General features: G+C 39.5%; 13 protein-coding genes and 1 other annotated feature (1 of these 14 cut by a window edge). Of the genes, 6 read left to right on the top strand and 7 right to left on the bottom strand.

Annotated elements, in window-relative coordinates; all coding sequences use genetic code 11:
* Positions 1–52 (bottom strand) — a sequence feature (Phe leader region); it reaches 62 nt to the left of the window's first position.
* A gap of 177 nt (positions 53–229) precedes the next feature.
* The gene (gene raiA / locus Q4600_RS01145) at positions 230–583 is read right to left on the bottom strand and encodes a ribosome-associated translation inhibitor RaiA (RefSeq protein ID WP_102529679.1); all 354 of its coding nucleotides are present in this window, start codon (positions 581–583) and stop codon (positions 230–232) included.
* A gap of 549 nt (positions 584–1,132) precedes the next feature.
* Here raiA and Q4600_RS01140 point away from each other — a divergent pair.
* Entirely contained in the window at positions 1,133–1,813 is a 681-nt protein-coding gene (locus Q4600_RS01140; RefSeq protein WP_303512510.1) for a cytochrome b/b6 domain-containing protein, read from the top strand.
* A 174-nt stretch (positions 1,814–1,987) separates the two neighbouring features.
* On the opposite strand, the gene Q4600_RS01135 is transcribed toward Q4600_RS01140, so the two are convergent.
* A complete protein-coding gene (locus Q4600_RS01135; protein ID WP_303512512.1) occupies positions 1,988–2,437 on the bottom strand; it encodes a cytochrome c in 450 nt (149 codons plus the stop codon).
* 207 nt (positions 2,438–2,644) lie between these two features.
* Here Q4600_RS01135 and trpR point away from each other — a divergent pair, with 207 nt between their 5' ends.
* Positions 2,645–2,923: a trp operon repressor gene (trpR, locus tag Q4600_RS01130; RefSeq protein WP_102529676.1), complete on the top strand. Its 279-nt coding sequence runs from the start codon at positions 2,645–2,647 to the stop codon at positions 2,921–2,923.
* A gap of 52 nt (positions 2,924–2,975) precedes the next feature.
* Here the strand turns inward: trpR and Q4600_RS01125 are convergent, their stop codons facing one another.
* Positions 2,976–3,365, bottom strand: a complete 390-nt coding sequence (locus tag Q4600_RS01125) for a hypothetical protein (protein WP_102529675.1) — start codon at positions 3,363–3,365, stop codon at positions 2,976–2,978.
* Between the two features lie 310 nt (positions 3,366–3,675).
* Complete coding sequence (gene slyD, locus Q4600_RS01120; protein WP_102529674.1) at positions 3,676–4,233, bottom strand: peptidylprolyl isomerase; 558 nt, start codon at positions 4,231–4,233, stop codon at positions 3,676–3,678.
* A gap of 693 nt (positions 4,234–4,926) precedes the next feature.
* Between slyD and thrA the strand changes: the two genes are divergently transcribed.
* The 4 genes from thrA to Q4600_RS01100 all read left to right on the top strand — a co-directional run bounded on the left by thrA (position 4,927) and on the right by Q4600_RS01100 (position 10,389).
* Complete coding sequence (gene thrA / locus Q4600_RS01115; RefSeq protein ID WP_102529673.1) at positions 4,927–7,395, top strand: bifunctional aspartate kinase/homoserine dehydrogenase I; 2,469 nt, start codon at positions 4,927–4,929, stop codon at positions 7,393–7,395.
* Entirely contained in the window at positions 7,392–8,324 is a 933-nt protein-coding gene (thrB, locus tag Q4600_RS01110; protein WP_303512516.1) for a homoserine kinase, read from the top strand. Before thrA ends, thrB begins: the two co-directional genes overlap by 4 nt.
* A gap of 29 nt (positions 8,325–8,353) precedes the next feature.
* The gene (thrC, locus tag Q4600_RS01105; RefSeq protein WP_248954537.1) at positions 8,354–9,637 is read left to right on the top strand and encodes a threonine synthase; all 1,284 of its coding nucleotides are present in this window, start codon (positions 8,354–8,356) and stop codon (positions 9,635–9,637) included.
* Between the two features lie 209 nt (positions 9,638–9,846).
* On the top strand, positions 9,847–10,389 hold the full coding sequence (locus Q4600_RS01100) for a hemerythrin domain-containing protein (RefSeq protein ID WP_229368153.1): 543 nt from the start codon (positions 9,847–9,849) through the stop codon (positions 10,387–10,389).
* Between the two features lie 86 nt (positions 10,390–10,475).
* Here the strand turns inward: Q4600_RS01100 and Q4600_RS01095 are convergent, their stop codons facing one another.
* From Q4600_RS01095 to tal, 3 genes are all read right to left on the bottom strand, one after another.
* Entirely contained in the window at positions 10,476–10,661 is a 186-nt protein-coding gene (locus tag Q4600_RS01095; RefSeq protein ID WP_055025622.1) for a DUF3545 family protein, read from the bottom strand.
* A 199-nt stretch (positions 10,662–10,860) separates the two neighbouring features.
* Positions 10,861–12,498, bottom strand: coding sequence for a glucose-6-phosphate isomerase (gene pgi, locus Q4600_RS01090; protein ID WP_303512519.1), 1,638 nt, complete (start codon positions 12,496–12,498; stop codon positions 10,861–10,863).
* A 25-nt stretch (positions 12,499–12,523) separates the two neighbouring features.
* Positions 12,524–13,477 (bottom strand): transaldolase, encoded by a 954-nt coding sequence (gene tal / locus Q4600_RS01085; protein WP_229367740.1) that lies wholly within the window; start codon positions 13,475–13,477, stop codon positions 12,524–12,526.
* Between the last annotated feature and the right edge of the window lie 170 nt (positions 13,478–13,647).

Here is a 13,647-nt window from a genome sequence, read left to right as displayed (position 1 = left end):
CCTCAATAAGGGGGCTGAATAAAAAAGAAAATAAAATCGTTCTGAGTAAATGTTTTCATCACATTAAAACTAAAGGGCTAAGGAGAATGTGTCAATCAAATAATGCTGAAGATTGTTCATATTCTGCTGTCGGGAGAGGATGTCAGTAATCATTTAGCTTCTTAGCAGATGATTAGGCATTAAAAAGCGCATCCGAGGATGCGCTCTTGGTTAATCAGTAAATAAATCGTCAAGCTGCAGTTTCCTCCTTATAGTCATACTCAAAATCATTATTCGTTTCAGCTGTTGGCGAAACGTGACGTTGAGATTGGGGTTTATGTGTCAGGCGATTTAGCTGTTTTTCCAGCTTTTTACCCATTGCAGTAATAGCTGCGTAAAGGTTCTCGTTTTTCGCCTGGGCAAATAGTTCTCCACTTGGCAAGCCTACAGAAGACTCAATCTTAAAGCTCTGCTTTTCTTGAGTGATGATGACGTGCGGGTTTATTAATTGAATATCGTGTCGTGTTAACTTTTCAAACTGTCCTTCGATGCGTTCAAGAATTGGTGCAGTGACTTCAAGTTGCTTGCTAGTGATTTTCAGCATATTTCGAACCTTCTGTTGTTTGCTTGAATTCAGATTACCAAGCTTACAGACAAAAATCGTGATCTAAGTCACATTTTTATCGCTGTTTTAATCTGTTTGATTCATATTTGATCGCTTAGACAAAATGGAGCAAAAAGTCTCTTAAAAGCCTTGTAATCTTATTTTATTAGGCTCATATTGGAATAGATAACAAGGGACGAGAAATCTAAACCTTCGTTAATTTTGGTTAAAATTCACACTCCTCTTCATTCCTATATAGCCTAATTCATCAATTCAGTTCTAAGCCAATGAGCAACTCAATAATGTATGTTCAATTCAGCTAAACGATAGTTGACTTGAGGATGACCCATTAACGGTTATGTGCAAAAAGTTATGTATTGTTTATTACACCCTGTATAAAGTACTTCGCTTGTTACAAACTACGAAATTTTCACACATAAATTACCTTTCTTTACGTTCCTACCCTATGAGAGCTAGCGCTGTATCTTTATAATCAAAATTGAACAATATTGAGTACGTTTAACATGAATAGAATTAACGGCGAATAATATGAGTATAGAACAAAAAAAAATTAAGGTATGGGATATACCCACTCGATTATTCCATTGGCTTACTGTTGGCTTATTGATTTCACTTTGGTGGACAGCTGATAGTGGCGAAATGGAGTGGCATCAAATATGTGCATATAGCCTGATGGTGTTAGTTCTTTTTAGGCTTTTGTGGGGCATTGTTGGCAGTGAGACTTCACGTTTTACTGACTTTGTATCTGGACCTACAAAGGTTTTGAATTACCTTACGGGTAAGCATACGTCTACTGTCGTTGGCCATAATCCTTTGGGTGGCTACATGGTATTATTCATGCTCACAGTTTTATCTTTACAACTGTTTAGTGGTTTATTCTCTAGTGATGATATTTTTACCGAAGGCCCTTTATATTCAACCGTTTCTTCTGATCTAGGTGCCTGGTTTACTTGGCTTCATAAAGTCAATTTTAATGTGATTTTAGCTTGTATCGTACTCCACATTTCAGTCATTTTGCTTTATGCCATTAAAGGAAATAATTTAGTGACTGCGATGATTTCAGGGAATAAAAAAATGACAGATAAAGAGTATAATATGTTATCTCAAGAACCTAAAATGACATCATCAGTATTAGCTATCATTATCGTTGCAGTTATTAGTCTAGTGATTGGTTATTGGTTGATCGCACCGATTGTAGCGTACCTTTAACAGCAATAAGGCTAGCTTGTTTATTTCACATCAGCTTAAAAAATAAGTTGTACTGAGGCTAAATTGAGCATTTAACTGTAGCGTCTGTTAAATAATAAAAAGCCCACAAAAGTGGGCTTTTTATTACTTGTGATTAATCATCTATTCAATCACTGGCATTCTATTGAAAGAGACTTAGTCTTTCTTGTACATATCGTGACAACCTTTACAGCTTTTACCTGTATTGCCAAAAGCTTGTTTAATTTGCTTTTTGTCACCAGTTTGCGCTGCGACATTCAATTTAGCCGCATTCTCTTGGAAAGTGGTCATTTGGCTATCGAAATCAGCTTTGTTGCTCCAGATTTTAGCAAGTGCTTCTGTATCACCTTTATCTGAACCGTCGATAAAACCTTCATGAGGAATATTTGCAAGACCAGCTAAATTTGCCGCGCGGGTTTGAAATACGTTTAAATCAAAATCCTTCTTACCCTTTAGCATTGCGCCCATATCGCCGAACTGGTAGCGAATTAAACTGAAGGCAGATTGACGGTATTCAATTGCGTCATTAGTATCTTCGAAGTTATGTGCATTAACAGTAGGGATGAGTAGTGCGCTTACAGCAATTGCAAAAATTTTGTGTTTCATAAGTTTTCTCTTATTTTCTAATTATATGACGGTGGTTTAAATCACATTTTACACATAAATTTGAACTGAGTGCGAATCTTGTTTGTGTCTATTTGTAAGTAATCTCGTGAAATGTTCAAAAATAAAATTATTTTTAAATTTTCTTATTGCTGGATAAGAAATATTGGTACACTTTGTACTGTTGAGGCATTACTAAAAGAGAGTGTTATGCGAGCCAATTGGGAATCTGTGGTTGAGAAAGTGTTAAGTTATCCAAATTCTGATGAATTAGGAATATTATTCCAATTGTTATTAACTGAAGAGGAGCGTAGTGCTGTAGCTGGCCGCTTAAAAGTGTTCCAATTACTTCTTCAAGGCGATTTAAGTCAAAGGCAAATTTCCGCAGACTATCAGGTAAGTATTGCGACTATTACGCGTTGCTCAAATTATTTAAAAAACATGCAGCCGGAACAGAAACAAAAAATCCAGCAACTATTACTTGACTAATAATTACTGGATTTATGGCTGCTTAATGAGTTCTGTCTAACCTAAGATTCGGCTAGTTAAACTTTGCTCTCGTTTGTACGCCTGGGATTTTGTGGTGTCGGTAGCTGATTCTTCTTAACAGTACATAAGCACCATAAGTAAAGAGACATATAGAAATAACAACACCAGAGTCTTTTGGAAGAAAGCGAAAGATTAATCCAGCTGACATGATATAGATGAATGGTAAATATCCGTAAATCGATTCAGGTAATATCCCGTCAATACGTTTTCTTTTTCTATCTGTTCGACGGTTTTTAGATCGTTGATTCCAAATATGAGCGCCATAAAAGAACACGAGTAGTGAGGCTATGATTGCGTAGGGCTCTTTGAGCAAGGCAACACTTCCGGCACCTATAATCATATAAGTGAATGGCAAAATTTCATAAATCGGTTTAATTAACATAAGCACTCCGTCGCTTGTGATTAATCATAAGTAAGTCTTTTTAGGCTAAGTCTATAGCCTCATCTAGTACCTACTATTCATAAACGTCATACCTAACCGACGTATTATTAAGAATCAAAGGGTGAATAAACTAGTGTTAGCTGATTGCATTTAGGCAGGTAAATGTTAATCAACTAATATGAATAATAACGCAAAAAAAATACGTTACCCAAGGATTTGGCTAACGTATCTTTGATTTCAAACTTTCGGTTTAGTCGTTTATAGCTAAGTTATTGAATTAGGCTTAATCAGGTTTAGCTATTTTTCACTATTAGTGACAGCCGCAGCCGCCATTACCATCACAACCTGGCTTTTCTGTATCACATTGTTCATGTTCTTGAGCATGGTCGTGACCACAACCGCCTGCTGCATGAATGTGTCCGTGAGCGACTTCTTCAGCTGTTGCTTCGCGAATATCCATGACTTCAACGCTGAAGTTTAATGCTTGACCTGCTAATGGGTGGTTGCCATCAACCACGACAACACTATCTTTAACTTCAGTTACTTGAACTGGACGTTGGCCCATTTCAGTTTCAGCAATAAAACGCATACCTGGAACGATATCTTCAACATCACCAAACGCTTCTAAAGGTACTTCTTGCTTTAGCCCTTCATGGTATTCACCATAAGCTTGCTCAGTAGGAATGTTGGCGTCAAATTTATCACCAACCACTTTGCCTTCAAGTTCGACTTCTAAGCCTGGGATCAGGCCTTCAGTACCATGAAGATAAACCATTGGTTCTGCTTCAAATGAGCTTTCGATTAGCTGGCCATCTTGGTCTGTTAAACGGTAGTGAATAGTCACTGCTGAATGTTTTGTGATTTTCATAACGACTCCAATTCATAATGTGCGCGCATGATAATACTTTTTATAGTAGGGGGGAATGATCAGTATCAGCTTTTGCTTATTCAATCACATGTTTTGTAAATTCAGTTAGATGAATCAATTTCATCATCGTGAGTGAGCCTTTGATTATTGAAATTTATCATTTGTGACCTTGATGCTTTTTTAGCGTTGTAAGTGACTTATTAGATAGTTATTGAGTTTTATTTGATCAGTTGTCGCTGTAAGTGATTGTAATAGAGATATTTTTAAGTTCCCGCCAATTAGCCTTACGTTAACGTAAAGTGTTACCTTGGGCGTTATAAGCTTGTTATTTTTGTATAAAATATAGGGTTTAGTTCATTTCGGTGCTAATTTAGATTGATGTGGAATATACATGCTCAAATAAAGCTATGTTGAGGGGTTGACAACAGGCAGGTAAAAAAGCAATTCTATTATTAATTCAAAACAAATACATAAAAATTAATCGAGTGTCATGATGAAAATCCAGTTCCACGTTGTAGCTACCATTATTACAACCACCACAATTAACATTGTGGGGGCGGGCTGAGTACACCCTAAAGATTTTTACAACAAGCCCGCTTCCCACAAAGAAGCGGGCTTTTTGTTTTCAGACTTAAAAATAATGATTTCAGGAATTAAATTTAACTTAGCGCTAGCGAGTCAAGGGAGTAGAAAATGAAAGTAATGAAATTTGGTGGGACTTCGTTAGCCAATTGGCAGCGTTTTTTGATGGCTGCGGATATCATAGAGCAATCTGCGCAGACAGAGTCAATTGCAACTGTGTTATCTGCTCCTGCGACTGTCACGAATGGATTGCTTGAGCTAGTTGATTTAGCTCAACGTGGTGAAGATTATTCAGCGGTATTGACGCATATTGAAACCGTGTTTAATGGTTTGTTTGAACAAGCTGCTGCTGAGTTAATTTCTCATGAACAAAAACATTTACTAGAAAATAAGTTAGCGAACCAGCTTGATGACTGGAATGACAAGCTAACAGGGATTAAGCTGCTTAATGAGTGTCCAGATCATGTGCAAGCGCAAGTGGTTGTTTCTGGTGAGCGTTTGTCTGCTGCGCTAATGGAACAAGTGATGTTGGCTAAGTCGTTAACCGCAGCACAATTTGATCCAACAAAGCTATTTTTAGCACACGGTAAAGCGTTAGAGTCAGTAGTCGATATCAGTGTCAGTAAGCCACGCTTTGCTGCGCTTCAGCTAGCTGATGCAAGAGTGTGGATCATGCCAGGGTTTACTGCAGCAAATGAACAGGGGAAAACGGTAACTTTAGGCCGCAATGGCTCTGACTATTCTGCTGCTGTGTTAGCTGCCTGTTTAGATGCATCAAGCTGTGAAATTTGGACCGATGTTGATGGCGTATACAATACAGATCCTCGTGTGGTGACGGACGCAAAACTACTTGAACAATTGAGTTATCAAGAAGCGATGGAGTTGTCATATTTTGGCGCTAAAGTACTTCACCCTAAGACTATCGCCCCCATTGCTCAATATCATATACCTTGTTATATCAAAAACAGTTTTAATCCTTCTGCACCAGGTACTTTGGTATCCAATGAGGTTGATAAAACCGGTTTACAAGTTAAGGCCATATCTAACCTTGATAACCAAACCATGTTTAACATTTCAGGCCCAGGCATGAAAGGCATGGTTGGTATGGCTAGCCGTACGCTTGAAGCCATCTCTCGAAGTGGTATTTCTGTCTCATTAATTACTCAAAGTTCATCTGAATACAGTATTAGCTTTTGTGTTAATACTGATGAAGCTGAAAAGGCTAAGCAAGCACTTGAACTTGAATTTGAATTAGAGATTCAATCTGAGTTATTAGAGCCAATTGAATTAAGACAAGACTTAGCTATTGTGTCATTAATTGGCGATGGCATGAAGACTCATAAGGGCGCTGCAGCGAAATTCTTCAGTGCACTGGCAAAGGCAAGCGTGAACATTGTTGCGATTGCACAGGGCTCTTCAGAGCGCTCAATTTCAACGGTAATTCAACAGCGAAAAACAAAACACGCCATTGCAGCTTGTCATCAAGCATTCTTTGATGTGCAGCAATACCTTGATGTGTTTTTAGTCGGTGCAGGTAATGTTGGCGCTGGTTTGTTAGAACAAATCAAACAACAAGCTGCGATGCTTAAAGAGCAACATATTACTATGCGTGTTTGTGGTATTGCCAACTCACGAAAAATGCTACTCAACAGTGATGGGGTTGATTTAGCTAATTGGCAGGCATTACTTGCAGATTGTGATACCCAATATGATTTAACTGAACTCTTTAATTGGGGCAAAGAGCAACAGTTGTTGAACCCTGTATTGGTTGACTGTACTTCAAGTGAACTGGTGTCAGACAGATATGTCGATGCTATGAATGCTGGTTTTCATGTGGTAACCCCTAACAAGAAAGCCAATACGCGTGATTATCAATATTACCAACAGCTTCGTACTACAGCACTATTACAGCGTCGCCAGTTTTTATATGAAACCACCGTAGGAGCAGGGCTCCCAGTTATCGATAATCTGAAAAAGCTCTTATATGCCGGTGATAAACTGCAACGTTTTAACGGTATTTTATCGGGTTCACTCTCTTACATCTTTGGTATGTTAGATGAAGGGATGAGTCTATCTGCTGCAACCTCAATAGCCCGCGAGAAATGCTTTACTGAGCCGGATCCTCGTGAAGATTTAAGCGGTATGGATGTCGCACGTAAAGTGCTGATCTTAGCTCGTGAAGTTGGCATGGAGTTAGAGCTTGAAGACATTAACGTAGAGTCCGTTTTACCTAGCTCATTCGATGATTCAGGTGATATTGACACCTTTATGAGCAACCTACCGAAATTGGACGCTGAAGTGAGCGCCCGTGTAGAAACGGCCAAAGCTGAAGGTAAGGTACTGCGTTATGTTGGTCAGATTGAGTCAGGAAAATGCTATGTCCGTATTGCAGAAGTCGATGCGACAGATCCCCTATACAGCGTCAAAGGTGGCGAGAATGCATTGGCATTTTACAGTCGTTATTATCAACCTATTCCATTTGTACTAAGAGGTTATGGCGCAGGAACAGATGTTACTGCTGCAGGTGCTTTTGCTGACGTGCTTAGAACACTCAACTGGACGCGTGAGGTGGGCTTATGAGCATAACGGTTTATGCGCCAGCCTCTATGGGCAATGTTGGGGTAGGTTATGACTTACTCGGCGCAGCACTCGCGCCAATTGATGGCAGCTTATTGGGTGACAGAGTGATGATTGAGGCTGCAGATTCTGGTGTTCATTATTCGCAAACAGGGCCATGGGCACATAAGTTACCTGAAGACGGTAAGCAAAATATTGTTTATCAATGTGCTGAATTTTTCCTAGAAAAGCTAAATAGCACTCAAGGTGTTGCTATTGGCTTAGAAAAAAACTTACCTGTAGGCAGCGGCTTAGGTTCTAGCGCAAGCTCAGTTGTCGCTGCGCTTTACGCACTCAACGAATATTTTGAACAACCATTTGATGAACAAGCTTTATTACTTCTAATGGGTGAGTTCGAGGGAATGATTTCTGGTAGTGTGCATTTTGATAATGTTGCGCCATGTTACTTAGGCGGTATGCAGTTAATGTTAAATACGCCTAAACAAGTGTGCGCAGCTATTCCAAGTTTTAAGCAGTGGTATTGGGTTGTCGCTTATCCTGGTATTTCATTATCTACCGCTAAAATGCGTGAACTATTACCAAGTCAATATGACAAATCGGTGGCAATTGATTTTGCACGTCATTTAAGTGCATTTGTACATGCAAGCTATCAGCAAGATGCTGATTTGGCCATTGCAGTGCTTAAAGATGTCATGGCTGAACCTTATCGAGCAGAAGCTATTCCGGGTTACACAGATGCGCGTAGTGAGCTTGAAAAATTAGGCATGTTAACGACTGGCATCTCGGGTAGTGGCCCGACGTTATTCTCTGTGACTGATTCTCTCGAGACAGCCCAAGCTGCTCAAGTGTGGCTTGAGCAACATTATTTATCTGAGGCTGGTGGTTTTGCCCATGTCTGTAAACTGGATGAGTCTGGTACTCGTCGGGTTTAATACTGAATTATTTTATAAAGGCGTTCAAAATGGAATTATATAATTTAAAGCATCCTTCACAAGTCGTGAATTTCAGTGAAGCAGTACAGTTAGGACTAGGTAAAGATAGAGGGTTATTTTTTCCTAAGTCTATTCCTGTGCTTGAAAATATGGACGAGCTATTGGCTCTCCCTTTTGCTGCACGAAGTAAGCGTATCCTAGGTGCTTGGCTTGCAAGTGAATTGGGGCAAGAAAGTGTAGATAAATTAGTTGATCATGCTTTTACGTTTGATGCACCTCTAGTCAAAGCTGACGACAATCGTGCTTGTCTTGAGTTATTTCACGGCCCTACGTTAGCTTTTAAAGATTTCGGTGCCCGTTTTATGGCTCAGTGCGTTAATTTACTCGCAGGCGATAATAAGTTAACTATATTAACGGCAACTTCTGGCGATACTGGCGCTGCAGTAGCTGATGCTTTTTACGGTTTAGATGCCGTTCAAGTTGTTGTGATGTACCCCAAGGGTAAAATTAGTGAACTGCAAGAAAAGATGTTCACGACGTTAGGTAAGAATATCCACACTGTCGCTGTGACTTCTGATTTCGATGATTGCCAGACGTTAGTTAAACAAGCTTTTGATGATAGTGACATTCGTGATGGCTTGCATTTGAATTCTGCCAACTCTATTAATATCAGTCGCTTATTAGCGCAAATTTGTTATTACTTCGAAGCTGTTGCGCAAGCTAAACGTCATAGTGATGATGAAGTTGTCATATCAGTACCCAGTGGTAACTTTGGCAACTTAACCGCAGGTCTATTTGCAAAGGCAATGGGGTTACCGGTTAAGCGCTTTATTGCAGCCACTAACTCTAATGACACAGTACCGCGCTATTTAGCCGCAGGCGATTGGGCGCCAAATTCGACAGTAGCCACGATGTCAAACGCGATGGATGTGTCAGAACCATCAAACTGGCCGCGCGTTGAGGCCATTTGTGAAGCGATGGGCTGGCCTTTATCATCAATCACAGGTTTAGCCTTAACAGAGGCACAAACGTCTGCTGCGTTAGCTGAGTTATATCAATTAGGTTATCAATCAGAACCGCACGCAGCGATTGCAGCCCAAGCCTTATCAAGTGAACTTAAAGCTGGGGAAACCGGAATATTTTTAGGCACCGCACACCCTGCTAAATTTAAAGATGTGGTCGATGTGCAATTAAATATCAATCTGCCTTTACCCCCAGAGCTCGAAGCTGTGGTTGATAAACCCATTTTATCCGCACAAATAGCGGCTGATTTTGAGCAACTTAAAACGCACTTATTTAAAACCTTAACTTAAAAAGGCTAAATTTGTGTGTAACTAAAAAAGCACCTTTGGGTGCTTTTTTATTTTTAATATTTCTTTTTCTTTGTTTTAAATGGCTTTTTTGAAAAATTTCTATTTTATGATCTTCGTCATAACATCATCAATACCACTAGTGTAGATTGAATATATTCAATGTTTGCTTAATCTTTATACATGAGGGAATGGTGATAATGGATAAGATGATACTGAAAAGGCTTATGAATGATCATAAGCATATTGCTATCTTACTTGATGTATTAGCGAAGAAAAATATCAAACTTTCTGAAGGAGAAGCGGTTAATTTTGCGCTTATCAGAGATGTTGTCGAATATATGCAAGTTTATGCTGAGCATAGTCATCATCCTTTAGAAGACATTACGTATGATTACTTTGTAAAAAAGTTTTCTAGTCCATGTAATACACAATTACACGAAGAGCATAGCCGCCTCGCTGAGTATTCTGGCGCGTTAATGTATAGTTTGAATTTAATCTTATCAGACGTAGTCATTTCAAGAGAAAAACTGGTGACTGACCTGCAGGCTTATGTAGAAATTCAACAAAAGCATATGCAGTATGAAGAAACAGAGTTATTTCCTTTGTTCGCTAAACAACTGAAAGAAGAAGACTGGCTAAAGATTAAGTCACAATGCGATAAACAATTGGTCGAAGATCCGTTATTCAGTGATAATGACGAGACGATATTTGATGAGCTTAGAGAGCATATCTTTCATGCTGACAAAAGTTAATTTAACAATTCCGATACAAAAAGAGCGCCTAAGGCGCTCTTTTTTTACTTCTATAACTGAATAAATATGCAGTTAGTTGTTTATGCCTAAAGTGGCATAGTTTCAAAGTCAAAATCAAAACTTGTATCAATGTCTTGAAGTTCTTTTAGTAGACGCTGTTTGTCCTTTAACGCTTCTATCTCCCGCCATTTACGTTTTTTGTTCGAGCTTTTTGAGCGAGTTGGTCTTTCAACAACTTGGTCTAGCGCACCACCATAGTCTAATCGATCCATGGTAAACCTCCCTTGTTATTATGATGTCTCTATGCAAATAAGTATCATATTTCTTCGCTATAGTGCAATAGTTATGTTTCATTATTGTTAAGGGGGTCTGACGGTTTAATGAAGCTGGACTGGATAAAATAGTGACATCTGCTACCGACTTGCATGAACCACATACAAAAAAGCCAGCTTGCGCTGGCTTTTTTAGTGTTTATATCTGACCTTGTCGATATAAATTAATTAATGCATTACTGGAAGAATCTAGTTCGGAAGCGTCATTTTCAGCGCCAATCCGATCAAGTACATCATTGCCTAGCAACTTACCGAGCTCTACACCCCATTGGTCAAATGAGTTTATTTGCCATATAGCGCCCTGTACGAAGGTTCTGTGCTCATAAAGTGCGATGAGTGAACCTAAGGTGCTCGGAGTCAATTTATCCATTAATAAGGTGTTACTTGGCTTATTGCCCGTCATCACTTTATGTTTAGAGATAAGTGCTTTTTCAGTATCAGGTAAATGCTTACCTGATAACTCAGCCAATGCTTCATCAAATGTGCGTCCTTGCATTAATGCTTGAGTTTGCCCAAAACAATTAGAAGCAAGCTGGTTGTGATGCTCGCCTAATGGATTGTGACTTTGCAAAGGCATAATGAAATCAGCTGGAATTAATGCAGTACCTTGATGCAATAATTGATGATAAGCATGTTGACCATTGGTTCCTTCACCGCCCCAAATTACGGGACCTGTGCTGAAGTCAACTTCAGTGCCATCTAACATGACTGATTTACCGTTACTTTCCATATCAAGTTGCTGGAAGTAAGCTGGTAAGCCACGCAAATAGTGATCGTAAGTGAGTACAACATGAGATTGAGCATGATGAAAGTTACCATATAGCACAGACAGCATGCCCATGATCACTGGCATATTTTGCTCAAATGGGGCGTTGGCAAAGTGGTTATCCATCTGGTGGGCACCATCAAGCAGTTGCTTAAAGTTATCCATACCTACTAGTAGTGCGATGGGTAATCCGATTGCAGACCATAATGAATAGCGACCGCCAACCCAATCCCACATAGGGAAAATGTTACTCGCGTCAATACCAAAGTCAGTTGCTTTAACGACATTTGAAGTGACTGCAACAAAGTGCTTGGCTACATCTGCTTGAGAGCCACCATTTGCAAGGAACCAGTCTTTTGCACTCAGAGTGTTGGTTAAAGTCTCTTGTGTGCCAAACGACTTAGAAGACATCACGAACAAAGTTGTTTCGGCATCTAAAAGTTTAAGCTTTTCACATATAGAGCTTGCATCAACATTGGCGACAAAATGACAATTTAGGCCCTTAACCCAATATGGGCGAAGTGCTTGAGAGACAATTTTGGGCCCTAAAAAAGAACCACCAATACCAATACTGACGATATCAGTAATGGTTTTTCCGGTATGTCCTTTCCAGTGACCTTGTTGAACGGATTCAACAAATTGTGTCATTTTGGCTAAGGTCTGTTGCACTTCAGGAACAATATTACAGCCTTCAGCCATAATGACTTGCTCAGGCTTGCTGCGAAGTGCGGTATGCAATACCGCGCGTCCTTCAGTATTATTAATAATATCGCCGTTAAACATTGCTGTAATTTTATCACTTAAGTTTACTTCTTCAGCTAACTTAAACAGCAAGGTAAGGGTTTCATCATTAACGCGGTTTTTAGAGTAATCTAATAGTAAACCGCAGTCTTTAACACTAAGTTGCTCAAACCTTGAAGGGTTTTGAGCAAACAGTTCGCGCATATGTGGTAATGCTGCTGCATTTTGAGATAACTGCTGCCAGGTATTACTCTGAGTTAAATGTGTCATGCAAATCACTCCATTGAATTTGGATTTAGCCAAGTTTCTCGTTTAACATGACCTCTAGTTTTCCTTGGTCAATAGCAAAGTTACGTATACCTTCAGCAAGTTTATCCACTGCCATAGGGTCTTGGTTATACTCCCAGCGGAACTCAGCTTCAGTCAGCGGTGTTGGCGCTGCTTCAACTGAAGTTGCAGTTGTTAGCTTTTGAGTAATCGCTACGTCGCTGTTAGCTAATTCTTCTAGTAATGCAGGGCCAATCGTTAAACGATCGCAACCTGCAAGCTCAATGATCTCGCCGATATTACGGAAGCTTGCGCCCATAACAACAGTGTTATAACCATGACGTTTGTAGTAGTTGTAGATTTCAGTTACTGATACAACACCAGGGTCTGTTTCTGCAGTGTAATCAAGACCTGTGTCTTTTTTGTACCAATCTAAGATACGACCTACAAACGGTGAAATAAGGTAAACACCGGCTTCAGCACAAGCTCGAGCTTGAGCAAAGCTAAATAATAATGTCAGGTTACAGTTGATACCTTCTTGCTCAAGCTGCTTAGCGGCGCAAATGCCTTCCCAGGTTGAAGCAAGCTTAATCAGAATGCGAGATTTATCGATACCCGCTTCTTTATAAAGCTGGATAAGTTTATGTGCTTTTTCAATTGAGCCCGCTTTATCAAATGAAAGACGTGCATCAACTTCTGTTGAGATACGACCAGGAACAATTTTTAAAATTTCTACGCCGATATTGACCGCTAATTTATCGCCTGCATCTTCTACTTGTTGTGCAACATCATTTGACTGAGCTTTAGCCCAAGCAATTGCATCATCAATGAGCGGTGCGTATTCAGGAATTTGTGCAGCTTTTAAAATCAGAGAAGGGTTGGTGGTTGCATCTTCAGGTTGGTAACGTTTAATTGCTTCGATGTCGCCAGTGTCTGCAACGATGGTTGTCAGTGCTTTAAGTTGAGCTAACGTGTTCGCCATGGAAATTTCCCTCTCAAGTAACAAAGTTATTTTGTTCAATGCGGATATTAGATGCGATTTTACTGTATTTTCCAATACAATTTGTAAAAAAATTACATAAAAAATGCCATTCAGAGCGATTTAAAAGTAAAACATGTCATTTAATACCTGAATTTATTGGTAGTAAAGCC

Source organism: Shewanella sp. 2_MG-2023, assembly GCF_030548905.1.
In the GTDB taxonomy this organism is placed as follows: Bacteria; Pseudomonadota; Gammaproteobacteria; order Enterobacterales; family Shewanellaceae; genus Shewanella; species Shewanella electrodiphila.
Note: the sequence above shows the minus strand (reverse complement) of the source record. Positions and strands in the feature narration are given on the sequence as shown.